Below are 22,012 nucleotides of genomic sequence, written 5' to 3' on the forward strand. Positions count from 1 at the left end.
CAACTAACGCTCCTGCTGATGGTTCGGACCGAGGTGGTGGCTACCCGTGGTCGAGTTGCCGGCCTGGCGGCCCTGCTGGATGCCGCGGCGCAGATTCGTGAGCCGGCCGCGGACGTCGTCGGGTGCACGCGAGACCTGGGGGCCGGCCGTGTGGGCCTGCTCCTGTGCGGTCCCGGGTACGAGGTTGGCCTTCGGCACACGGCGCGGAAGACCGGAGGTGGTGACGCCGCCGGCCGCGGGCTTGCGCACCCGCTCCGCCTGGCGCACCAGCTCGTCGTTGGGCGAGGTCCGCCAGGCGGCCCCGCCGTTCTGGCGGCCGTCGGCGGCCGGGTCACCGGCCGGACGGGGCGCCGGAGCGGACGGCTGCGACACGACCGGGGTCGGCATCGTCTGCGTCAGGTCCACCTGCTGCGGGGCCTGCTGCTGCGCCTGCTGCTGGGCGTACCAGTTGCCTTCCAGCGGGTCGTTCAGCGGGGCACGCCCCTCACCCGCGCCACCGGCCGGCGGCAGGGCCTCCGGACGGCGCGGCTGCTGGAGCTGCGGCTGCTGCGGCTGCTGCGCGCGGACCGGCTCGGCCGGACGCGGGGCACCGAAGTCCTCGCCGGTCCGCTGACGCGGCGCCGGGGCCTGGGCCTGCTGCTGCGCCTGCGGTACGAAGGGCTGCCGGCCGAACTGCTGCTGCTGGCCGCCCTGGTACGCCTGGGGCTGCGGGGCCTGCGGCTGCTGGGGGGCCTGCTGCGGGGCACCGAAGTCCGGGCGCGGGAACTGACCGGTGGAGCCGGGACCCTGCGGGGCGCCGAAGTCGGGGCGCGGGAACTGCGCCGTCGACGCCGGGTCCTGCTGGTACCCCTGCGGCTCCTGCTGGTACCCCTGCGGGGCCTGCGGCTGCTGGGGGGCCTGCTGCGGGGCACCGAAGTCCGGGCGCGGGAACTGGCCCGTGGAACCGGGACCCTGCGGAGCCGTCGGCCCGCCGAACAGGCCCGCCGACTCCGGCTCCTCGTGACCGCGCGGGGCGTCCAGCGGGGACATCTCCTGCTGCGGGCGCCGGACCGGCTGCTGCTGCGGGTCGTTGCCCCAGCTCGCGGCCTGCGGGCGCTGCGGCTGCGGGTTACCGCCGGGCAGCTCGGCGCGCGGGAAGTCGTAACCACCCTGCTGGCCCTGGCCCTGCTGCGGCGGCTGCTGCGCGGCGGGTCCGGACTGGTTGCCCCACACGTCCGTACGGGACGGGATGGCGCTCGCGGCGCCGCCGATGAGGCCGCCCCCGCCGAGGCCCGGACGCTGCGCGTCGGGCGACTGGGGAGCCTGCGGGGCCTGGGGGACCTGCGGCATCCGGCCGGTCTGGTCCAGCTGCGCGTTCTGCGGCTGCGGGGTGCGGGACTGCGGCGCGCCCTGCGGGCCGCCGGCGAGCGGGGCACCGTCACGGGCGGGCAGCGCGGCCCGGGGACCGCTCGTACCGACCTGACCGCGCGCGGCGCCGGCACCGGCGCCGAGACGGCCGGCCGCCGAGGACGGGGCACCGCCCTGGCCCGGACGCCCGCCGGGCAGGCCCGGAGCACCGGGGCCGCCGGCCGCGCCGGGACCGCCGGCCGCACCGGGGCCGCCGGGGAGACGGCCGCCGGGGGCGGAGGCACCCTGCGGCATCGCGCCCTGACCGCCCGCGCCCGGCTTGGGCATGGGCTTCTTGCCGCCCTGGGCGACGTCGACGGGGAGCATGACGAGCGCGGTGGTGCCGCCCGAGTCGGACGGGCGCAGCTGGATCCGGATGCCGTGTCGCAGGGACAGGCGGCCGACCACGAACAGACCCATGCGGCGGGAGACCGAGACGTCCACGGTGGGCGGCGAGGCGAGCCGCTCGTTGATCGCGGCGAGGTCCTCGGGGGAGAGGCCGATGCCGGTGTCGTGGATCTCGACGAGCACGCGGCCGTCGGGCAGCGCGTGACCGGTGACCCGGACCTTGGTCTGCGGCGAGGAGAACGACGTGGCGTTCTCGAGCAGCTCGGCGAGGAGGTGCACGAGGTCGTTGACGACGCGGCCGGCGACCTCGGTCGCCGGGACCGCGGCCAGTTCGATGCGCTCGTACTGCTCCACCTCGGAGGCGGCGGCACGGAGGACGTCGACCAGCGGGACCGGACGGGTCCAGCGGCGGCCCGGCTCCTCGCCGGCGAGGACGAGGAGGTTCTCGCCGTTCCGGCGCATACGGGTCGCGAGGTGGTCGAGCTTGAACAGCGAGGAGAGCTGGTCCGGGTCGGCCTCGCGGGACTCCAGCTCGGAGATGAGCGAGAGCTGGCGCTGGATGAGGCCCTGCGAACGGCGCGAGAGGTTGGTGAACATCGCGTTGACGTTGCCCCGGAGGAGGGCCTGCTCGGCGGCGAGGCGGACCGCCTCGCGGTGCACGTCGTCGAAGGCCGCGGCCACCTGGCCGATCTCGTCCCGGGAGTGCACACCGACGGACTCGACGGAGGTGTCGACGTCCTGCGGGTCGGACTCGGAGAGCTGCTTGACGAGCTCGGGCAGACGGTCCTGGGCGACCTTGGTCGCGGTGTCCTGGAGCCTGCGCAGCGAGCGGATCATGGACCGGGCCACGACGAAGGCGCCGATGAGGGAGACGCCGAGGACGAGGAGGATCAGCGCACCGTTGATGATGGCGTCGCGCTGCGACTCCTGCTTCAGCTCACGCGCCATGGTCTCCATGTCACCGAGCAGACCTCGCTCGATGCGGCTCATGGCGGCGACCTTGGTGCTGTACTCGTCGGTGAAGTTGAGGTGACCGCGGCGCGGGGCCTTGAGCATGCCCGTGTCGGAGTTCAGCACGCGCTCGGCGTACTTGTTCGCGGCGCTGATCGACGGGTCGCCGTTGTTCAGCGACTCGGTCCGCTCGGCGGCGTCACCGCCGGCCGACTCGTAGATCGACTGGAAGGACTTGAGCTCGACGCCCTCACTGTTGAGGGCGGCCTCGCCGTAGAGGCGGTCACCCTGCTGCAGCGAGCCGCTGGTCCGGTCGCTCGGGGGGAGCGCGGAGGCGATGATCGCCTGCTGGATGGAGGCGTACTCCTTGGCGGACGAGAACGCGGCGAGCGCGCGGGTCCGCTTGATCATCTCGGGGTTGCTGGTCGCCTGCGCCATGTCCTGGGACAGGCTGAGCAGCGAGCGGATGAGGCGGCTGTACGCCTCGACCGTCACCGAGTGGGACACGCCCTTCTCGTAGGCGGCACCGCGGATCGAGTGGAGCTCGGCGAGCTGCGAGGCGATCTGGCTGACGTTCTGGCGGATGCTGAGCAGCGCCTCGTCGCCCTCGGTGACCGGGATGTCCTCGGTGGCGTCGAGGAAGGCCTTGTACTCGCGGTCCGTGCGGCGACGCTTGTCGGAGACCTGGTAGTCGCTGACCGGGCGGCCGTTGGCCAGCGGTCCGGCGGACAGGTCGCGCTCCGTCTGGAGGGCCTGCGCGAGGTCCGTCGCCTCTCGGGTCAGCTTGGTGAGCAGCTGCATGTGGTCGAGCTGCTCCATGTCCTGGAGCGAGTCGCTGATGCGGATGCCGCCCAGGGTGGTCGCGGCGACCACGGGGAGAGTGAGGAGTGCGACCAGACGCGTGGAGATGCGCCAGTTGCGCAGGGCTATTCGCGGGCCGACCTCGTTCTCGGCACGGGCCTTGGCGGGCGCGGCGGCCGGCTCGGCGGACTTGGCCGCGGAGCTCGCGCGCCTGCCGCCGTCACCGCCCTCGCCGGACGGACCCTGACCCTGGTTCGGGGTGTGCGAGGCCGAGGGACCGCGGTCGGTCCCGGCACGCGGTTCCTGCTCCGCCGGAGCATCCGCACGGCCCTGGCGGGCCTGGGGAGACCCCGAGCCATCCCTCTTGAAACGTCCCTGCACTAGCGTCGCAACCTCTGGACCAGGCGTCCTTCCGGGTGAACGGAGAGGACGGTGTCGGCGTCGATCGGGGCACGTGGTGCGCCCCAGGTGGTCGTCGGTGACCGGCGCAGTTCCCCCTTCCCCGCCACTCGGCCGGCGCTGCGTTGCGCCCCCTGCGTGCCGGCTTGAAACCCGCGGCGGTGCGTGGAATTCCAGCACAGTGCCGGATCTCCAACAAGGGCCGCGTGTCGTGACGGAAAGGCTATGACAAAGCGTGCACGACACGTCACCCCATGTAGAAGATGATCAGGGAGGATTCGGACCTTTCCGGTCCAATGGTTGGGCATCCCCGTGTGTCCCAGTCGCCATGATCAGGAGCGGAATAGCTCATTCAGTGGCGGAATGTCCCTTTCCGTGACGACCGGCGACCGCCCGTAATGCCCGGATTATGTAGCGCGTGGTGAGCAAACTCACACCCGAATCGATGTCTCAGCCATGCATTCGAAGGGAATCGCATGTTTAGCCTGACGCTTTACACCCCTTCGCGCCCGTACGGGTGCCCCTCCCGGAACAAGGTCTGATCACCGCGATGAAGACGACGACCCTCCGCCAGACGGCCAACCCCCGCCGTTCCACCCTCGTCCACCTCTCGGACGCCGCAGACCTCGGCCGGGGCGCCCAGCCGGAGTACGCGGTCGAGCTGCCGGGCAACACGGCCAACCCGCGCCGCACGATCCTGATGCAGGCCCCGGCGCCGTACCAGCCCCAGCCGTACGCCACCGCGTCCCGCTGACCCGGGCGGGCCCCGCCCGCGCCGGCTTCGTCATCACCCCCGGTGATATCGCCGGGCGGCAGCCCCTCGCCGCGTTAGCCTGGAGCGTCAGACTCCAGCCAGTACCAAGTGAGGGGCGACAGCACTCGTGCGCATCGCCAGATTCTCCATCGACGGCAATGTGGCCTTCGGCGCCGTCGAGGGCGAGGGAACCGTCGAGTCCGGCGGCCTCGTCCTCGACATCATCAAGGGCATCCCGTACACCGACTTCGAGCTCAGCGGCACCAAGGTCCCGCTGAGCAAGGTACGGCTCCTGCCGCCCGTGCTCCCCAACAAGGTCGTGGCCATCGGCCGCAACTACGCGGAGCACGCCGCCGAACTCGGCAACGAGGTCCCCGACGTCCCCGTCGCCTTCTTCAAGCCCACCACCTCGGTGATCGGCCCCGGCGACGCCATCGAGTACCCCTCCTTCTCCAACGAGCTGCACCACGAGGCCGAACTGGCCGTGGTCATCGGCCGCATGTGCCGCGAGGTGCCCCGCGAGCGCGTGAAGGACGTCATCTTCGGCTACACCTGCGCCAATGACGTCACCGCCCGCGACGCCCAGCAGCGCGAGAAGCAGTGGGCCCGCGCCAAGGGCTTCGACACCTCCTGCCCCCTGGGCCCCTGGGTGGAGACCGACCTCGACCCGAGCGACCTGACCATCCAGGCCACGGTCAACGGCGAACAACGCCAGCTGGGTCGGACGAGCGACATGATCCGCTCCATCGAGGACCTGGTCGTCCACATCACCGAGGCCATGACGCTGCTCCCCGGCGACGTCATCCTCACCGGCACCCCCGCCGGGGTCGGCCCCCTCAACGTCGGCGACGAGGTCGCCGTCACCATCGAAGGCATCGGCACTCTCACCAATAAGGTGATCAAGCGTGGCTAACGCGAACATCCGCGTCCGTTTCTGTCCCTCGCCGACCGGCAACCCCCACGTGGGCCTGGTCCGCACCGCCCTCTTCAACTGGGCCTTCGCCCGGCACAACCAGGGCACCATGGTCTTCCGCATCGAGGACACCGACGCCGCTCGCGACTCCGAGGAGTCGTACAACCAGCTGCTCGACTCCCTCAAGTGGCTCGGCCTCGACTGGGACGAGGGCCCCGAGATCGGCGGCCCCCACGCGCCGTACCGCCAGTCGCAGCGGATGGACATCTACAAGGACGTCGCCGACAAGCTGCTCGCCGGCGGTTACGCGTACCACTGCTACTGCACCCAGACCGAGCTGGACGACCGCCGCGAGGCCGCCCGCGCCGCCGGCAAGCCGTCCGGCTACGACGGCCACTGCCGCGAGCTGACCGCCGAGCAGGTCGAGATCTACAAGGCCGAGGGCCGCGCCTCGATCGTCCGCTTCCGGATGCCCGACGAGCCGATCACCTTCACCGACCTCGTCCGCGGCGAGCTCACCTTCACACCGGAGAACGTGCCGGACTACGGCATCCTCCGGGCCAACGGCGCCCCGCTCTACACCCTGGTCAACCCGGTCGACGACGCCCTGATGGAGATCACCCACGTCCTGCGCGGCGAGGACCTGCTCTCCTCCACCCCCCGCCAGATCGCGCTCTACAAGGCGCTGATCGAGCTCGGCGTCGCCAAGGAGATCCCCTCCTTCGGCCACCTGCCGTACGTGATGGGCGAGGGCAACAAGAAGCTCTCCAAGCGCGACCCGCAGGCCTCCCTCAACCTGTACCGGGAGCGCGGCTTCCTCCCCTCGGGCCTGCTGAACTACCTGTCGCTCCTCGGCTGGTCCTTCTCGGCCGACCAGGACCTCTTCACCATCCCCGAGATGGTCGAGAAGTTCGACATCGCCGACGTCAACGCCAACCCGGCGCGCTTCGACCTCAAGAAGGCCGAGTCGATCAACGCCGACCACATCCGGATGCTGAACGTGAAGGCCTTCGCCGAGGCCTGCGAGCCCTGGCTCCAGGCCCCGCACGCCCCCTGGGCGCCCGAGGACTTCGACCAGGCGGCCTGGGAGGCCATCGCGCCGCACGCCCAGACCCGCCTGACCGTCCTCTCGGACGTCACGGCCAACGTGGACTTCCTCTTCCTGCCCGAGCCGGTCTTCGACCAGCCCTCGTGGGACAAGGCGATGAAGGGCGAGCCCGCGGCCCTGCTCACCACCGCCCGCGAGAAGCTCGTGGACGCCGACTGGAACGACCCGGAGTCCCTGAAGAACGCCGTCCTGGCCGCCGGCGAGGCCCACGGCCTCAAGCTCGGCAAGGCGCAGGCCCCGGTCCGCGTCGCCGTCACCGGCCGCACGGTCGGCCTGCCGCTCTTCGAGTCCCTGGAGATCCTGGGCAAGGAGAAGACCCTGGCCCGCATCGACGCGACCCTGGCGAAGCTCGCGGCCTGACGGACACCCGGTACGTGACGAGGGGCGGCAGCCAGTGTGGCTGCCGCCCCTCGGGCGTTGTGTCGCTCCGCCGGGTATCTCTCACCCGGTCGGCCCGAGCGCGGTCCTCGAGTCGCGCGGGGAGCAGAGCCCGGCGCCGTCCGAGAACGACGCCCGGCCCAGGGGTGCCTCTGCGACACCCCCCGGCCGGCCCAGGGGTGCCTCTGCGACACCTACGCCTCGCGCGGCGCGCGGGCCGGCGCCGACTTCCTCGTCGTCCGCCCCGACCGCCACGCCCCCGGGCGGTAACGTCGTATCCATGACCATCCGCGCGGTGCTCTGGGACATCGACGACACGATCTTCGACTACGCGAGCGCGGACCGGACCGGGATGCGGGCGCATCTCGCGGCCGAGGGGCTGCTCGGCGCGTACGGCTCCGTCGAGGAGGCCCTGCGGCGCTGGAAGGAGCTCACGGAGCTGCACTGGCGCCGGTACGAGGCGGAGGGCGGGGACTTCCGGGGCCAGCGGCGCGACCGCGTGCGGGACTTCCTCGGGCGGCCGGAACTCACCGCCGCCGAGGCCGACGACTGGTTCGACCGGTACGTGGTCCATTACGAGGCCGCCTGGGAGCTGTTCCCCGACACCGTGCCCGTCCTCGACCTGCTGGCGCATGACTACCGTCACGGAGTTCTCTCCAACTCCAGCATCCACAACCAGGAACGCAAGCTCCGTGCGCTGGGCGTACGGGACCGCTTCGAGGCCGTGGTGTGCGCCGCCGAGCTCGGCGTGGCCAAGCCGGCCCCGGAGGCCTTCCACGCCGCCTGCACCGCCCTGGAACTGCGGCCTTGCGAGGTCGCGTACGTGGGAGACCACCCCGACATCGACGCGCGGGGCGCCGACGGGGCCGGTCTGACGGGCATCTGGCTGGACCGCGCCGACACCGGCGGACGGCCCCAGCTGAAGCGGATCACGAGCCTTCACCAGCTCCCGGCGCTGCTGCGTGCGGATACGCGTTTTGGAGCACCGTCCACCTTCGGGTAATGTTCTTTCTGCGCCGAGGGGAACGGGCCGAAAGGCCGGAAAGCCCCGGAAGCGCAAGCCGAGCAAGATCCCTTCTCGAAGTGATCACGTTCCGGTGGCCTATGGTGTAATTGGCAGCACGACTGATTCTGGTTCAGTTAGTCTTGGTTCGAGTCCAGGTAGGCCAGCTCGCAGAGCTCATCTGCAACCGTGGATTGGCATCCACAAAGCCCCCGTTGTGTAGCGGCCTAGCACGCCGCCCTCTCAAGGCGGTAGCGCCGGTTCGAATCCGGTCGGGGGTACAGATCCTTCCCGCGGGATCACTTGGGTAGCTCCCAGGTGAACTCGATGCAGGATCGCTAGGGCCCCCGTTGTGTAGCGGCCTAGCACGCCGCCCTCTCAAGGCGGTAGCGCCGGTTCGAATCCGGTCGGGGGTACGAGTTGGTCTAAACCACTTTGGTCTATGGTGTAATTGGCAGCACGACTGATTCTGGTTCAGTTAGTCTAGGTTCGAGTCCTGGTAGACCAGCTGTGATCTGCGGAAACGTAAGATCCACGCCCCCGTTGTGTAGCGGCCTAGCACGCCGCCCTCTCAAGGCGGTAGCGCCGGTTCGAATCCGGTCGGGGGTACAAGACGAAGAAGCCCTTCCCTTCAGGGGAGGGCTTCTTCGCTGTTCGCGTTCGCCGTGTGTGCGGGAACACAACTCCGGCCCACCGCTGCGGCGTTGGAGCGGTGGGCCGGGAACGTACAGATGAAGAGGGACGATCAGCCGTTGCGGCGGAGCGCCTCGGAGAGACGGGCGGCGGCGTCGATGACGGCCTGGGCGTGCATACGGCCCGGGTGGCGCGTCAGACGCTCGATCGGGCCGGAGACCGACACGGCGGCCACCACGCGGTTCGAGGGGCCGCGTACGGGCGCGGAGACGGACGCGACGCCCGGCTCCCGCTCGCCGATCGACTGGGCCCAGCCACGGCGCCGTACGCCCGACAGGGCCGTCGCCGTGAAGCGGGCGCCCTGGAGGCCGCGGTGCAGCCGCTCGGGCTCCTCCCAGGCCATCAGGATCTGCGCGGACGAGCCGGCCTTCATGGTCAGCGTCGAGCCGACCGGGACCGTGTCCCGAAGGCCCGACAGCCGCTCGGCCGCCGCCACGCAGATGCGCATGTCGCCCTGGCGCCGGTAGAGCTGGGCGCTCTCGCCGGTGACGTCGCGCAGATGCGTCAGAACCGGGCCCGCGGTCGCGAGCAGGCGGTCCTCGCCGGCCGCGGCGGCGAGCTCCGCCAGGCGCGGTCCGAGGATGAACCGGCCCTGCATGTCACGCGCCACCATCCGGTGGTGTTCCAGTGCCACGGCGAGACGATGTGCCGTGGGTCGTGCGAGTCCCGTCGCCGCGACCAGTCCTGCGAGGGTGGCCGGACCGGACTCCAGGGCGCTCAGGACAAGGGCTGCCTTGTCGAGAACGCCTACGCCGCTAGAGTTGTCCATGCAACGATATTCGCGTCTCACTCTGTGAAACGCAAGTTCAATTTTTCTCGGAACCTGTGACCCTGGTGTTGCGGCCGCACAACGGCCCGCGAAACGGGTCTCTAGTTGTGCCGGCGTAGACGTCGGCCGGAGGGAAAGCGATGGGTAGGACACTCGCGGAGAAGGTCTGGGACGACCACGTCGTCCGGCGCGCCGAGGGCGAGCCCGACCTCCTCTTCATCGATCTGCACCTGCTGCACGAGGTGACCAGCCCCCAGGCCTTCGACGGCCTCCGGCAGAACGGCCGGCAGGTGCGGCGCCTCGACCTCACCATCGCCACCGAGGACCACAACACCCCGACCCTCGACATCGACAAGCCGATCGCCGACCCGGTCTCCCGCGCCCAGCTGGAGACCCTCCGCAAGAACTGTGCCGAGTTCGGCGTCCGGCTGCATCCGCTGGGCGATGTCGAGCAGGGCGTCGTCCACGTCGTGGGACCGCAGCTGGGCCTGACCCAGCCCGGCACCACCGTGGTCTGCGGCGACTCGCACACCTCCACGCACGGCGCCTTCGGCGCGCTGGCGTTCGGCATCGGCACCAGCCAGGTCGAGCACGTGCTCGCCACCCAGACGCTGCCGCTGGCCCGCCCGAAGACCATGGCCATCACGGTCGACGGCGAGCTGCCCGAGGACGTCACCGCCAAGGACCTGATCCTGGCGATCATCGCGAAGATCGGCACCGGCGGCGGCCAGGGCTACATCCTGGAGTACCGCGGCTCCGCCATCGAGAAGCTCTCGATGGAGGCCCGGATGACCATCTGCAACATGTCGATCGAGGCCGGTGCCCGCGCGGGCATGATCGCCCCCGACGAGACCACCTTCGCCTACCTGAAGGGCCGCGCCCACGCCCCCGAGGGCGAGGACTGGGACGCCGCCGTCGCGTACTGGAAGACCCTGAAGTCGGACGAGGACGCGGTCTTCGACGCCGAGGTCGTCATCGACGCCGCCTCCCTGGCGCCGTTCGTCACCTGGGGCACCAACCCGGGCCAGGGCGCGCCGCTTTCGGCGAACGTCCCCGACCCGGCTTCGTACGAAGACGCTTCGGAGCGCCTGGCCGCCGAAAAGGCCCTGGAGTACATGGGGTTGACCGCCGGGCAGCCGCTGCGCGACATCAAGGTCGACACCGTCTTCGTAGGCTCCTGCACCAACGGCCGCATCGAGGACCTGCGGAACGCGGCCTCCCTGCTGGAGGGCCGCCGGGTCGCCGACGGCGTCCGCATGCTGGTCGTCCCCGGCTCGGTCCGGGTCGCCCTGCAGGCCGTCGAAGAGGGCCTGGACAAGGTCTTCAAGGAGGCCGGCGCCGAATGGCGGCACGCGGGCTGCTCGATGTGCCTGGGCATGAACCCCGACCAACTGGCCCCCGGTGAGCGCTCCGCGTCCACCTCCAACCGCAACTTCGAGGGCCGGCAGGGCAAGGGCGGCCGGACGCACCTGGTCTCCCCCCAGGTCGCCGCCGCCACCGCCGTCCTGGGCCACCTGGCCTCCCCGGCCGATCTGTCCGACGTCGCCACCACCGCGGGGGTCTGAGGAACCATGGAAGCTTTCACCACGCACACCGGCCGGGCCGTCCCGCTGCGCCGCAGCAACGTCGACACCGACCAGATCATCCCGGCGCACTGGCTGAAGAAGGTCACCCGCGACGGCTTCGAGGACGGCCTCTTCGAGGCCTGGCGCAAGGACTCCGAGTTCGTCCTCAACCGCCCCGAGCGGCAGGGCGCCACGGTCCTGGTCGCCGGCCCCGACTTCGGCACCGGCTCCTCCCGCGAGCACGCCGTCTGGGCCCTCCAGAACTACGGCTTCCAGGCCGTCATCTCCTCCCGCTTCGCCGACATCTTCCGCGGCAACTCGCTGAAGAACGGCCTGCTGACCGTCGTCCTCCCGCAGGAGACGGTGGACGCCCTCTGGGAGCTGACCGAGGCCGACCCGACCGCCGAGATCACCGTCGACCTGGAGGCCCGCAAGGTCCTGGCCGCCGGGATCGACGCCGACTTCGAGCTCGACGAGAACGCCCGCTGGCGTCTGCTGAACGGTCTGGACGACATCAGCCTCACCCTTCAGAACGAAGCCGACATCGCGGCCTACGAGGCGGCTCGACCGGCCTTCAAGCCCCGTACAATTACGGTCTGAGCAGCGCTTTTCCACGACTGCGCCCCCCACCGCCCGGTGGGGGGCGCAGTCGCTTGTTGAGACCCTGTCGGGCGACAACTCGCCCTAGATGGCACAATCGGTGCATGGAACGCGACAGCCAACTCGAGCTCTACGAGGCAGTCGCCGCCCGATTGAAGGAAGCGCACACAAGGGTGCGCTCACTGCAAGTCCCGGAGGGCGTAAGGATGGCGCTGTCCCGGAAGCTGCTGGTCGTCACGGCAGCGGCGAAGCACGATCTCAAGGACGCGGCAACGCGTCTCGACCGGTTGATGAAGGACCTCGACGAGGGCCGATTCCCAGAGGACGACTGACACCAGGAACTCCGCAACGGGACTTCCGCGTTGCGGCACTAGGGTGATTAGACCGTTTCGTGTTTGATTTGCGGTATATACATGCCTAACGTGCGAAAAAGCTTGAACACTTTCGTTCTGGCAATGTCTCCGAAGGGGAAGACGTGAACAAGGCGCAGCTCGTAGAAGCGATTGCCGACAAGATGGGCGGTCGTCAGCAGGCCGCCGAAGCCGTCGACCACGTGCTCGACGCCATCGTGCGTGCCGTGGTCGCCGGCGACCGGGTCTCGGTCACGGGTTTCGGCTCGTTCGAGAAGGTCGACCGGCCCGCCCGCTACGCCCGCAACCCGCAGACGGGTGAGCGGGTCCGGGTCAAGAAGACCTCCGTCCCGCGCTTCCGTGCAGGTCAGGGCTTCAAGGACCTGGTCAGCGGATCCAAGAAGCTCCCCAAGGGTGGCGAGGTCTCCGTCAAGAAGGCCCCCAAGGGCAGCCTCACCGGTGGCGCCTCCGCGACCGTGAAGAAGGCCGCCGCCAAGAAGGCCACCACCGCCAAGAAGGCCGCCGCGAAGAAGGCGACCCCGGCGAAGAAGGCCACCACCGCGGCCGCCAAGAAGGTGACGCCGGCGAAGAAGACCACCGCGGCCGCCAAGAAGGCGACCCCCGCGAAGAAGGCCACCACGGCAGCGGCGAAGAAGACCACCGCCGCCGCGAAGAAGGCCACCACGGCCGCCGCCGCGAAGAAGACGGTCGCCAAGAAGACCGCTCCGGCCAAGAAGGCCACGGCGAAGAAGGCGCCCGCCAAGAAGACGACGGCGCGCAAGACCACCGCCGCCAAGAAGACCGCCGCCAAGAAGTAGGACGCGCGGTATCGACCCGCCGGGCCGGGCTTCCCCTCTACGGGGAGCCCGGCCCGCGGCGCGTCCGGGGACGCCTCGCAGCTCAGAAGGTCTGCAGCGTCACCAAAGTGATCCGGAGCCCGGCGCCCGAGGTGCCGGGCTCGGCCTCGATCCGCACCCGCTGCCCCGGCCGCAGCAGCCGCAGCCCGCCCGCCTCGAAGGCCTCCGCCCCGAACTCCACGGGGGTGCCGTCGTCGAGCAGCACACTGCCGCTGTGGGTGTCGGGGTCGTACGTGAACGCGGTCGCCTGCATGGACCGCAGCCTATCCGGCCGCCGTCAGCCACCGGGCGGCCGTCCGCGGACCGAGCCCGAGCGCCAGGGCCTCCGCCAGATCCTCCCCGGTGTCCACGTCCCGGCGTACGGAATCCACCCCCGCGAGCCGGATTTCCACCGCGCCCGAAGACAAATGCCGCAGCCTCGACGCGCCCCCGAATGCCGGTTCCAATTCCACCCCCGGAGCCGCCGAGAGGAATGTCGTACCTATTTCGGCGGCATCCGCGAGAAATGCCCTCGGAAAATTGCCGGCCGCGTCCAGGACCCGGGCCAGCTCCGCGGGCCGCAGCGCGGGAAGGTCCGCGTTGAGTGCCGCCACGCGCGCGTGCGGCCGCCCCGCCCGCACCGCACGGGCCCCGTGCGCGAGCGCCGCGTTGAGCCCGGCGGCGGGGGAGTCCGGCACGATCCGCGCGCCCAGGGCCGCGAGGGCGGCACCGGCCACCGGATCGTCCGTGACGACCGCCACATCGCGCACGCGCGCGCAGTTCAGCACCGCACCCACGGTGTCCTCGGCGAACGCCAGCGCGAGCCGGGGGCGCAGCCGCGCTCCCGCCGCCGCGGCGAGCCTGCTCTTCGCCAGGGCAAGGGGCTTCAGGGGTACGACCAGGGACCAGCCGTCGTCGGCGTCGGTGTGCGTCGGGTGCAGCGGCTTCATCGCGGCCCATTCTGTCCCGCCCACGCGGTCCACCGGAGTCCCCGGGGCGTACGGTGTCACTCGACAGACCAGGAGCATGGGGCGACACTTGACCCCCTGCCAGCCAGTCCCGGAGAAAGGTGTCCGAGTGCCCCGCCGCAGAATCGGCTTCTGGTACCGCCTCGCGGCGGTCATCGCCAAACCCCCCCTGGTGGTTCTGTTCAAGCGGGACTGGCGCGGTATGGAGCACATTCCGGCCGACGGCGGATTCATCACCGCCGTCAACCACAACTCCTACCTGGACCCGCTGTCCTACGCGCACTACCAGTACAACACCGGTCGCGTCCCGCGGTTCCTCGCCAAGGCCGGCCTCTTCAAGGGCGGCTTCGTCGCCACCATGCTCCGCAACACCGGCCAGATCCCCGTCTACCGCGAGACGACCAACGCGCTGGACGCCTTCCGCGCCGCCGTCGACGCCATCGAGCGCGGCGAGTGCGTCGCCTTCTACCCCGAGGGCACCCTCACCCGCGACCCCGAGATGTGGCCCATGGCCGGCAAGACCGGCGCCGCCCGCGTCGCGCTGCTCACCAAGGCCCCGGTCATCCCCGTGGCCCAGTGGGGCGCCAACCTCGCGATGCCGCCGTACGCCAAGGAGAACAAGCTCCGCCTGTTCCCCCGCAAGACGCTGATCGTGCAGGCCGGACCGCCCGTCGACCTCTCCCGCTTCGACGGCCTGGAGGCGACGCCCGAGGTCCTCCGCGAGGCCACCGAGGTCATCATGGCCGCCATCACCGCCCTCCTGGAGGAGGTCCGCGGCGAGCAGGCGCCCGCAGAGCCGTACGACCACCGCAGGGCCCGCCTGGAGCAGCGGCGCAAGGCCGCCGGGGAGGGCACCAAGTGACCAAGGCAGCCGTCTTCGGCAACGGATCCTGGGGCACCGCCTTCGCCATGGTGCTCGCCGACGCGGGCTGCGAGGTGAGCCTCTGGGGCCGCCGCGCCGAACTCGCCGAGGCGATCAACACCACCGGGACGAACCCCGACTACCTGCCCGGGGTCGAACTCCCGAAGCGCATCACGGCCACCGCCGACCCGGCCGAGGCCGCCGTGGACGCCGACTTCACCGTCCTCGTCGTCCCCTCGCAGACCCTGCGCGGCAACCTCGCCGCCTGGAAGCCGCTGCTCGCCCGGGACACCGTCCTCGTCTCCCTCATGAAGGGCGTCGAACTCGGCACCGCCAAGCGGATGAGCGAGGTCATCACCGAGGTCGCCGACGTCCCCGCCGACCGCGTCGCCGTCCTCACCGGCCCCAACCTGGCCAAGGAGATCGCCGCCCGGCAGCCCGCCGCCGCCGTCGCCGCCTGCGTCGACGAGACGGTCGCCCAGCGGCTCCAGGCCGCCTGCATGACCCCGTACTTCCGCCCGTACACCAACACCGACGTCGTCGGCTGCGAGCTCGGCGGCGCCGTGAAGAACGTCATCGGCCTCGCCGTCGGCATCGCCAACGGCATGGGCCTCGGCGACAACTCCAAGGCCACGCTGATCACCCGCGGCCTCGCCGAGACCACCCGTCTCGGCCTCGCCATGGGCGCCGACCCGCTCACCTTCTCCGGCCTCGCGGGCCTCGGCGACCTCGTCGCCACCTGCTCCTCGCCGCTCTCCCGGAACAACACCTTCGGCACCAACCTCGGCCGCGGGATGACCCTCCAGGAGACGATCGCGGCCACCAAGCAGACCGCCGAGGGCGTCAAGTCCTGCGAGTCCGTGCTCGATCTGGCCCGCCGCCACGGCGTCGACATGCCCATCACCGAGACCGTCGTCTCGATCGTCCACGACGGCAAGCCGCCGGTCGTCGCCCTCAAGGAACTGATGTCGCGCTCGGCCAAGCCCGAGCGCCGCTGAGCCGGCCCGATTGATCCGTACGCGCAAGGCGGCAGCGGGGCGCTCAGCAGTTCGGGAGTCGCAAGGTACGCTCATCGCGATATGAGCGAGAACACCCAGAGCCCCCGCAAGCCGCGCGTGGCCGTCGTCTTCGGCGGCCGCAGCTCCGAGCACGCCATCTCCGTCGTCACGGCGGGCGCCGTCCTGAGCGCCATCGACCGGGACAAGTACGACGTGCTGCCCATCGGCATCACGACGGACGGGCGCTGGGCGCTCACCGCCGACGCCCCCGAGCGCATGGCCATCGCCGACCGGAAGCTGCCCAACGTCGCCGAACTGGCCGAGTCCGAGCAGGGCGGCGTCGTCCTCCCCGTCGACCCGTCCAGCCGCGAGGTCGTCCTCACCGAGCCGGGGCAGGTCCCCACCGCCCTCGGCGAGGTCGACGTGGTCTTCCCGATGCTCCACGGCCCCTACGGCGAGGACGGCACCCTCCAGGGTCTCCTGGAGCTCTCCGGCGTCCCCTACGTCGGTGCGGGCGTCCTCGCCTCCGCCGTCGGCCAGGACAAGGAGTACATGAAGCGCGTCTTCGTCTCCTTCGGCCTCCCCGTCGGCCCGTACGAGGTCATCCGGCCGCGCGAGTGGGAGCAGAACCCCGCCGCCGCCCGCAAGAAGATCGTCGAGTTCGCCGCCGACCACGGCTGGCCGCTCTTCGTGAAGCCGGCCCGCGGCGGCTCGTCCATGGGCATCACCAAGGTCGACGACCTCTCCGGCCTGGACGAGGCCATCGAGGAGGCCCGTCGCCACGACCCCAAGATCCTCGTCGAGTCGCTGCTGCGCGGCCGCGAGATCGAGTGCGGCGTCCTGGAGTTCGAGGACGGCCCGCGCGCCAGCGTCCCGGCCGAGATCCCGCCGGTCACGAACCACGACTTCTACGACTTCGAGGCCAAGTACATCGACTCGGCCTCCGGCATCGTGCCCGCCCCCATCGGGGACGAGGCCACCGCCGAGGTCCAGCGCCTCGCCGTCCTCGCCTACGAGGCCGTGTCCTGCGAGGGCCTGGTCCGCGCCGACTTCTTCCTCACCGAGGACGGCGAGTTCGTCATCAACGAGATCAACACCATGCCCGGCTTCACGCCCATCTCCATGTACCCGCGCATGTGGCAGGAGAGCGGCGTGAGCTACCCCGAGCTCGTCGACCGGCTGATCCAGGCCGCGCTGACCCGCTCGACGGGCCTGCGCTGACCCAGAAGCACGGCCCCGTGCCGCCGCGCCTCTCAGAGGCTCGGCGGCACGGCCTTGCGCACGGGGGCGGCGAGATCCGCGAGCGGTGTGGCGTCGTGCGCGTACCGCTCGTCCAGCGTCACCTCGACGTACGTCTTCCGGTACGTCGTGGTGAAGCGGGGGCCGCTGCCCTCCGGGCGCTCCAGCATCCAGTTCACGCCGTTCGCCTCGACGGCCTGCGCCTTGGGATCGCTCATCTTTTCGGGCCGGGGGACCCCGCAGCGCAGTACGATCGCACCGTCACCCCACCCGGCGGTCAACTCGGAGCCGGGCTCCGGGTCACTCCGCTCAAGTCCCGCCACGGAATCGGGCAGCTCCTTCGCCAGGGCCTGGCAGAAGGGCGCCTCCTCCGCGGGCGGACTCGGGACCACGACGGACGCCGCGGCGTCCGGCGAGGAACAGCCGGCGGCGGCCGACAGCAGGACGGCGGCCGCGACGGCGGCGGGCAGGCCGAAGGGCCGGTGGGAAGACGTCACCGGCCAAGCGTAGACGGGGGCTACAGATGAACGACCGGGCAGGTGAGGGTGCGCGTGATGCCGTCCACTTGCTGGACCTTGGCGACCACCATGCGGCCCAGCTCGTCGACGGTGTCCGCCTGCGCGCGCACGATCACGTCGTACGGACCGGTCACGTCTTCGGCCTGGATGACCCCCTGGATCTTGGAGATGGTGTCGGCGACGGTCGACGCCTTGCCCACCTCGGTCTGGATGAGGATGTACGCCTGAACCACGGAACCTCCAGGGCGACCACGAGGATCTTGTGGGAGAAAGGGACGCCACGGTACCGCGTCGCCGCGGGCCACGGGGAGACCCGCGCGTCCGGAGGCGCTCGGGGTGTGGCGTACGCAGGACAGAAGTTGACGGTCTACTTGACGGTACCCAGCACGGTGACGGCCCGCGACCCGCGGCGCGAGACGACGCGCCCCCGCCCGCCGGCCGGCACGAAGACACGAGGTGAGACGCGGTGAAGGGCACAGTCGGAGAGCTGGGCGAGTTCGGGCTCATCAGAGAGCTCACGTCCCGGCTCACCTCCACCCCGGCGGTACGGATCGGGCCCGGCGACGACGCCGCGGTCGTCTCCGCGCCCGACCGGCGCGTGGTGGCCAGCACGGACATCCTCCTCGAAGGACGGCACTTCCGCCGCGACTGGTCGACGGCGTACGACGTCGGCCGCAAGGCCGCCGCGCAGAACCTGGCCGACATCGCCGCCATGGGCGCGGTCCCCACCGCGCTCCTCCTCGGCCTCGTCGTCCCCGCCGAACTCCCTGTGACATGGCCCACGGAACTGATGGACGGCCTGCGCGATGAATGTCAGGTCGCGGGCGCGGCCGTGGTCGGCGGCGACGTCGTCCGCGGCGACACGATCATGGTCTCCATCACCGCCCTCGGCGACCTCCGCAACCACGACCCGGTGACCCGCGGCGGCGCCCAGCCCGGCGACGTCGTCGCCTACACCGGCTGGCTCGGCTGGTCCGCCGCCGGATACGCGGTCCTCTCCCGCGGCTTCCGCTCCCCGCGCGCCTTCGTCGAGGCCCACCGCAGGCCCGAGCCGCCGTACCACGCGGGCCCGGCCGCCGCAGGTCTCGGCGCCACCGCCATGTGCGACGTCAGCGACGGCCTCATCGCCGACCTCGGGCACATCGCCGAGGCCAGCAAGGTCCGCATCGACCTGCGCTCGGGACTCATCGACATCCCCACCCAGATGAACGACATCGGCCAGGCCGTCGGCGTCGACCCCATGCAGTGGGTGCTCACCGGGGGAGAGGACCACGCCATCGTGGCCACCTTCCCGCCGGACGTGAAGCTCCCCGCCCGCTGGAAGGTCATCGGCGAGGTGCTCCACCCCTCGGCGCTGCCGCAGGTCACCGTGGACGGCGCGCCCTGGCACAGCGTGGGCGGCTGGGACCACTTCGGAGAGACGGAGTGAATCCGCCCCTCGCGCTGACCGTCGCCGGATCCGACTCCGGCGGCGGCGCCGGCATCCAGGCCGACCTGAAGACGATGCTCGCGCTCGGCGTCCACGGCATGAGCGTGATCACCGCCGTCACCGCCCAGAACTCACGGGGCGTCCAGGGCGTCTGGGAGCTCCCCGAGGAGGCCGTACGCGCGCAGTACCGGGCCGTCGTCGACGACATCGGCGTCCAGGCCGTGAAGACCGGCATGCTGGCCACGGCCGCGCTCGTGGAGACGGTGGCGGAGCTGCTCGCCGGGACGCCGGGGGTGCCCGCCGTCGTCGACCCGGTCGGCGTCTCCAAGCACGGCGACCCGCTGCTCGCCGAGACCGCGCTCGAATCCGTCCGTACGAAGCTGCTGCCGGTCGCGACGGTCGCCACCCCGAACCTGGACGAGGTGACGCAGCTCACCGGCCTGGTGGTCGAGGACGAGGCGGGGATGAGGCGTGCGGCCGAGGCGATCCTCGGATACGGGCCGCGCTGGGCCCTGATCAAGGGCGGCCACCTGCCCGGAGACCACGCCGAGGTCGTGGACCTGCTCACCGACGGCACCGAGGAGCACTGGCTGTACGCCCCCAAGTACGACAACCGGCACACCCACGGGACGGGCTGCACGCTCGCCTCGGCGGTCGCGTCGGGACTCGCCAAGGGACTGGACGTGCCGGAGGCGGTGCGGGAGGCGAAGTCGTACGTGACGGGGGCCATCGCCGCCGGATTCGCCCTGGGCTCGGGCATCGGCCCGGTCGACCACGGCTGGCAGACGCGCTGAGGGCGCCCGCCGGCTTCCGGATACGTTTCCGGGCATGGCAAAAGGCCGGTTCACCGAGGTGAACCGGCCTTTCAAGGCAACCGCAGGGGCTGCGCTACGACAGAACGTCGCGACTAGCGCGAGACCTTGCCGGCCTTGATGCACGAGGTGCAGACGTTGAGCCGCTTCGGCGTCCGACCGACCACGGCACGCACGCGCTGGATGTTCGGGTTCCAGCGACGGGACGTACGGCGGTGCGAGTGCGAAATGTTGTTGCCGAAGCCCGGCCCCTTGCCGCAGACGTCGCAGTTGGCAGCCACGGGTCACTCCAAAGACTTCAGAATTACAGTGAAATCCGGCGCACCGGAATCAGGAGTCTGAAGTGGCTTGCCGGGGAACGGCCCGGTTTGAACCGGGCAACCGAAGCAGCATACAACGCCTGCTTCCGTGGAACGAAACTACCATGGTCTCCGCGGACCTCGCCCCGGGCCCCGGTCACGAGCGGGCCACCCCCGGTCTACCCTGCGGTGAGCTCACCGCCGAAGGAGGACCCCCCGTTGTCGCGAGCCCCTCAGCCCGACCAGGAGCTCGTCGAGCTCGACGCCGAAGCGGTCCGGAGCTGGTGCGCACGGGCCCTCGACGCCCTCGGACGGGAGCGCGAGGCGATCGACGCGATCAACGTCTACCCGGTCGCGGACGGGGACACCGGCACCAACCTGTACCTGACGACCGAGGCCGCCCACCAGGCCGTCGAAGCCGTCTTCGCGGCCTCCGTGCCCGACACCACCGAGACCGTACGGGCCATGGCCCACGGCGCCCTGCTCGGCGCCCGGGGCAACTCCGGCACCATCCTCGCCCAGCTCCTGCGCGGCATGGCCGCCGTCCTCTCCGAAGGACGTGACGGCGATCACCTCGCCCGCGCCCTCGCCGAGGCCGCCGCCGCCGCGCGGCAGGCCGTCGCCCACCCCGTGGAGGGCACCGTCCTCACCGTGGCCTCGGCGGCCGCCGAGGGCTGCGCGGGCGGCGGGACCCTCGTGGAGGTGGCCACACGGGCCCACGACGGTGCCAGGACCGCCCTGGAGGCGACCCCCGGCCTGCTGGACGTGCTCGGCCGCGCCGGGGTCGTGGACGCCGGAGGACGCGGTCTGCTCGCCGTCCTCGGAGCGCTCGTGGAGACCGTGAGCGGCCGGGCGCCGGAGCCGACGGAGACCGCGACGGGCGGCGTACGGGTGCTCGGGGACGTACGGACCGTCCCGGCCGCCTCCGACGGGCCCTGCGACGGCGAGGCCGGGCCCGCCTACGAGGTGATCTACCTCCTGGAGGCCGAGGACGCGGCCGTGGAACTGCTGCGGGGCCGCCTCGACGCCCTCGGTGACTCCCTCGTCGTCGTCGGCGGCGACGGCCTCTGGAACGTCCACGTCCACGTCGACGACGCGGGCGCCGCCGTCGAGGCCGGCGTCGAGGCCGGCCGGCCCCACCGCATCCGCATCACCCACTTCGCGGCCGACGCGGCGGCCCCCACCGGGCGGGGGGAACGCGCCCAGCGCGCGGTCGTCGCCGTCGTCCCCGGCGAGGGCCTCGCCGGACTCTGCGCCGAGGCCGGCGCGACCACGGTCCGCAGCAGGCCCGGCGAACCGCCCGCCGGCGAGGAACTCGTCGAGGCGATCCGACGGGCGCACGCGCGCGAGGTCGTCCTCCTGCCCAACGACTCCGACCTGCGCCAGACCGCGGCCGCCGCCGCCGAACGCGCCAGGGCCGAGGGCATCCGCGTCGCCCTCATCCCGACCCGGGCCGCCGTCCAGGGCATCGCCGCCCTCGCCGTCCACGAACCCGACCGGCGCTTCGACGAGGACGTCGTCGCCATGACCGCGGCCGCCGGAGCCACCCGCTACGCCGAACTCGCCGTCGCCGAACGCCAGTCGTTCACCTCGGCCGGCGTCTGCCAGGCCGGCGACGTCCTCGGCCTCATCGAGGGCGACGTCGCCGTCATCGGCAAGGACCTGACCGAGACCGCCCGCACCGTCCTGGACCGGATGCTCTCGGCGGGCGGCGAACTCGTCACCCTGGTCATCGCCGACGACACGCCGCCCGGGCTCGCCCCCGACCTGGAACGGCACGTCCGGCGCGGCTACCTGGCCGTCGACACCACCACGTACCACGCGGGCGCGGGGGCCCCGCCGCTGCTCATCGGGGTGGAATAGCGGGGGCCCGCCGCTGCTCATCGGGGTGGAGTAGCGGGGGCCCGCCGCTGCTCATCGGGGTGGAGTAGCGGGGCCCCGCCGCTGCTCATCGGGGTGGAAAAGACGGGGGGAACGGACGCCGCTCCCGGCGGTCGTCCACAGCCTTCGGCGCGGCTGTCGGTCCCGTGGTC

21 protein-coding genes and 5 tRNA genes are annotated in these 22,012 nt (G+C 71.4%); 19 read left to right on the top strand and 7 right to left on the bottom strand.

Annotated features, from left to right (window positions below):
* Positions 1-3 precede the first annotated feature (3 nt).
* Entirely contained in the window at positions 4-3,867 is a 3,864-nt protein-coding gene (locus tag ACF07V_RS23445; RefSeq protein WP_392156840.1) for a nitrate- and nitrite sensing domain-containing protein, read from the bottom strand.
* Between the two features lie 568 nt (positions 3,868-4,435).
* Here ACF07V_RS23445 and ACF07V_RS23450 point away from each other — a divergent pair.
* The 9 genes from ACF07V_RS23450 (at position 4,436) to ACF07V_RS23490 (ending at position 8,650) form a co-directional block, all read left to right on the top strand.
* Entirely contained in the window at positions 4,436-4,639 is a 204-nt protein-coding gene (locus tag ACF07V_RS23450) for a hypothetical protein (RefSeq protein ID WP_392156842.1), read from the top strand.
* A gap of 127 nt (positions 4,640-4,766) precedes the next feature.
* On the top strand, positions 4,767-5,552 hold the full coding sequence (locus tag ACF07V_RS23455) for a fumarylacetoacetate hydrolase family protein (protein ID WP_041131422.1): 786 nt from the start codon (positions 4,767-4,769) through the stop codon (positions 5,550-5,552).
* Positions 5,545-7,020 carry a glutamate--tRNA ligase gene (gene gltX, locus ACF07V_RS23460; RefSeq protein ID WP_392156844.1) on the top strand — a complete coding sequence of 492 codons (1,476 nt, stop codon included), beginning with the start codon at positions 5,545-5,547 and terminating at the stop codon, positions 7,018-7,020. Before ACF07V_RS23455 ends, gltX begins: the two co-directional genes overlap by 8 nt.
* Positions 7,021-7,318: 298 nt before the next feature.
* The gene (locus tag ACF07V_RS23465) at positions 7,319-8,041 is read left to right on the top strand and encodes an HAD family hydrolase (protein WP_392156846.1); all 723 of its coding nucleotides are present in this window, start codon (positions 7,319-7,321) and stop codon (positions 8,039-8,041) included.
* 95 nt (positions 8,042-8,136) lie between these two features.
* Positions 8,137-8,208: transfer RNA gene (locus ACF07V_RS23470), tRNA-Gln, on the top strand.
* Positions 8,209-8,249: 41 nt separating this feature from the next.
* Positions 8,250-8,322, top strand: a tRNA-Glu gene (locus tag ACF07V_RS23475).
* Between the two features lie 62 nt (positions 8,323-8,384).
* A tRNA-Glu gene (locus ACF07V_RS23480) sits at positions 8,385-8,457 on the top strand.
* Positions 8,458-8,477: 20 nt separating this feature from the next.
* Positions 8,478-8,549, top strand: a tRNA-Gln gene (locus ACF07V_RS23485).
* 28 nt (positions 8,550-8,577) lie between these two features.
* Positions 8,578-8,650 (top strand) — tRNA-Glu (locus ACF07V_RS23490).
* Positions 8,651-8,786: 136 nt separating this feature from the next.
* Here ACF07V_RS23490 and ndgR read toward each other — a convergent pair.
* Positions 8,787-9,503 (bottom strand): IclR family transcriptional regulator NdgR, encoded by a 717-nt coding sequence (ndgR, locus tag ACF07V_RS23495; RefSeq protein ID WP_005311436.1) that lies wholly within the window; start codon positions 9,501-9,503, stop codon positions 8,787-8,789.
* Positions 9,504-9,643: 140 nt separating this feature from the next.
* Between ndgR and leuC the strand changes: the two genes are divergently transcribed.
* The 4 genes from leuC to ACF07V_RS23515 all read left to right on the top strand — a co-directional run bounded on the left by leuC (position 9,644) and on the right by ACF07V_RS23515 (position 12,836).
* Positions 9,644-11,068 carry a 3-isopropylmalate dehydratase large subunit gene (gene leuC / locus ACF07V_RS23500; RefSeq protein WP_392156847.1) on the top strand — a complete coding sequence of 475 codons (1,425 nt, stop codon included), beginning with the start codon at positions 9,644-9,646 and terminating at the stop codon, positions 11,066-11,068.
* 6 nt (positions 11,069-11,074) lie between these two features.
* Complete coding sequence (leuD, locus tag ACF07V_RS23505; RefSeq protein WP_041131426.1) at positions 11,075-11,668, top strand: 3-isopropylmalate dehydratase small subunit; 594 nt, start codon at positions 11,075-11,077, stop codon at positions 11,666-11,668.
* Between the two features lie 104 nt (positions 11,669-11,772).
* On the top strand, positions 11,773-12,000 hold the full coding sequence (locus ACF07V_RS23510; protein ID WP_015036430.1) for a hypothetical protein: 228 nt from the start codon (positions 11,773-11,775) through the stop codon (positions 11,998-12,000).
* 143 nt (positions 12,001-12,143) lie between these two features.
* Positions 12,144-12,836 (top strand): HU family DNA-binding protein, encoded by a 693-nt coding sequence (locus ACF07V_RS23515; RefSeq protein ID WP_392156848.1) that lies wholly within the window; start codon positions 12,144-12,146, stop codon positions 12,834-12,836.
* A gap of 82 nt (positions 12,837-12,918) precedes the next feature.
* Here the strand turns inward: ACF07V_RS23515 and ACF07V_RS23520 are convergent, their stop codons facing one another.
* A complete protein-coding gene (locus tag ACF07V_RS23520; RefSeq protein WP_392156849.1) occupies positions 12,919-13,128 on the bottom strand; it encodes a hypothetical protein in 210 nt (69 codons plus the stop codon).
* Between the two features lie 10 nt (positions 13,129-13,138).
* Positions 13,139-13,804 (bottom strand): 2-phospho-L-lactate guanylyltransferase, encoded by a 666-nt coding sequence (cofC, locus tag ACF07V_RS23525; protein WP_392156851.1) that lies wholly within the window; start codon positions 13,802-13,804, stop codon positions 13,139-13,141.
* Between the two features lie 127 nt (positions 13,805-13,931).
* Between cofC and ACF07V_RS23530 the strand changes: the two genes are divergently transcribed.
* The 3 genes from ACF07V_RS23530 (at position 13,932) to ACF07V_RS23540 (ending at position 16,903) form a co-directional block, all read left to right on the top strand.
* Positions 13,932-14,684, top strand: coding sequence for a lysophospholipid acyltransferase family protein (locus ACF07V_RS23530; protein WP_392156853.1), 753 nt, complete (start codon positions 13,932-13,934; stop codon positions 14,682-14,684).
* Complete coding sequence (locus ACF07V_RS23535) at positions 14,681-15,682, top strand: NAD(P)H-dependent glycerol-3-phosphate dehydrogenase (RefSeq protein ID WP_392156854.1); 1,002 nt, start codon at positions 14,681-14,683, stop codon at positions 15,680-15,682. The genes ACF07V_RS23530 and ACF07V_RS23535 overlap by 4 nt, the downstream gene beginning before the upstream one ends.
* 81 nt (positions 15,683-15,763) lie before the next feature.
* Entirely contained in the window at positions 15,764-16,903 is a 1,140-nt protein-coding gene (locus ACF07V_RS23540; RefSeq protein WP_392156855.1) for a D-alanine--D-alanine ligase family protein, read from the top strand.
* 32 nt (positions 16,904-16,935) lie between these two features.
* Here the strand turns inward: ACF07V_RS23540 and ACF07V_RS23545 are convergent, their stop codons facing one another.
* Positions 16,936-17,418 (bottom strand): DUF3515 domain-containing protein, encoded by a 483-nt coding sequence (locus tag ACF07V_RS23545; RefSeq protein ID WP_392156857.1) that lies wholly within the window; start codon positions 17,416-17,418, stop codon positions 16,936-16,938.
* Between the two features lie 20 nt (positions 17,419-17,438).
* Positions 17,439-17,672, bottom strand: coding sequence for an Lrp/AsnC ligand binding domain-containing protein (locus ACF07V_RS23550; protein WP_328942344.1), 234 nt, complete (start codon positions 17,670-17,672; stop codon positions 17,439-17,441).
* Positions 17,673-17,905: 233 nt separating this feature from the next.
* Between ACF07V_RS23550 and ACF07V_RS23555 the strand changes: the two genes are divergently transcribed.
* The gene (locus ACF07V_RS23555; protein ID WP_116158650.1) at positions 17,906-18,868 is read left to right on the top strand and encodes a thiamine-phosphate kinase; all 963 of its coding nucleotides are present in this window, start codon (positions 17,906-17,908) and stop codon (positions 18,866-18,868) included.
* Entirely contained in the window at positions 18,865-19,662 is a 798-nt protein-coding gene (gene thiD / locus ACF07V_RS23560) for a bifunctional hydroxymethylpyrimidine kinase/phosphomethylpyrimidine kinase (RefSeq protein ID WP_392156860.1), read from the top strand. The genes ACF07V_RS23555 and thiD overlap by 4 nt, the downstream gene beginning before the upstream one ends.
* Before the next feature lie 113 nt (positions 19,663-19,775).
* Here thiD and rpmB read toward each other — a convergent pair whose 3' ends face one another.
* Positions 19,776-19,961 (bottom strand): 50S ribosomal protein L28, encoded by a 186-nt coding sequence (gene rpmB / locus ACF07V_RS23565; protein WP_003957616.1) that lies wholly within the window; start codon positions 19,959-19,961, stop codon positions 19,776-19,778.
* Positions 19,962-20,198: 237 nt separating this feature from the next.
* Here rpmB and ACF07V_RS23570 point away from each other — a divergent pair, with 237 nt between their 5' ends.
* Positions 20,199-21,842: a DAK2 domain-containing protein gene (locus ACF07V_RS23570; RefSeq protein ID WP_392156861.1), complete on the top strand. Its 1,644-nt coding sequence runs from the start codon at positions 20,199-20,201 to the stop codon at positions 21,840-21,842.
* The last annotated feature ends 170 nt before the right edge of the window (positions 21,843-22,012 follow it).

It is taken from the genome of Streptomyces sp. NPDC015661, from assembly GCF_043077765.1.
Lineage (GTDB): Bacteria > Actinomycetota > Actinomycetes > Streptomycetales > Streptomycetaceae > Streptomyces.

Bases quoted from the DNA above. Each gene is read 5' to 3' on its own strand.
- ACF07V_RS23450 (WP_392156842.1), top strand. From the start codon at position 4,436: ATGAAGACGACGACCCTCCGCCAGACGGCCAACCCCCGCCGTTCCACC.
- ACF07V_RS23465 (WP_392156846.1), top strand. From the start codon at position 7,319: ATGACCATCCGCGCGGTGCTCTGGGACATCGACGACACGATCTTCGAC.
- ndgR (WP_005311436.1), bottom strand. From the start codon at position 9,503: ATGGACAACTCTAGCGGCGTAGGCGTTCTCGACAAGGCAGCCCTTGTC.
- leuC (WP_392156847.1), top strand. From the start codon at position 9,644: ATGGGTAGGACACTCGCGGAGAAGGTCTGGGACGACCACGTCGTCCGG.
- leuD (WP_041131426.1), top strand. From the start codon at position 11,075: ATGGAAGCTTTCACCACGCACACCGGCCGGGCCGTCCCGCTGCGCCGC.
- ACF07V_RS23510 (WP_015036430.1), top strand. From the start codon at position 11,773: ATGGAACGCGACAGCCAACTCGAGCTCTACGAGGCAGTCGCCGCCCGA.
- ACF07V_RS23520 (WP_392156849.1), bottom strand. From the start codon at position 13,128: ATGCAGGCGACCGCGTTCACGTACGACCCCGACACCCACAGCGGCAGT.
- cofC (WP_392156851.1), bottom strand. From the start codon at position 13,804: ATGAAGCCGCTGCACCCGACGCACACCGACGCCGACGACGGCTGGTCC.
- ACF07V_RS23540 (WP_392156855.1), top strand. From the start codon at position 15,764: ATGAGCGAGAACACCCAGAGCCCCCGCAAGCCGCGCGTGGCCGTCGTC.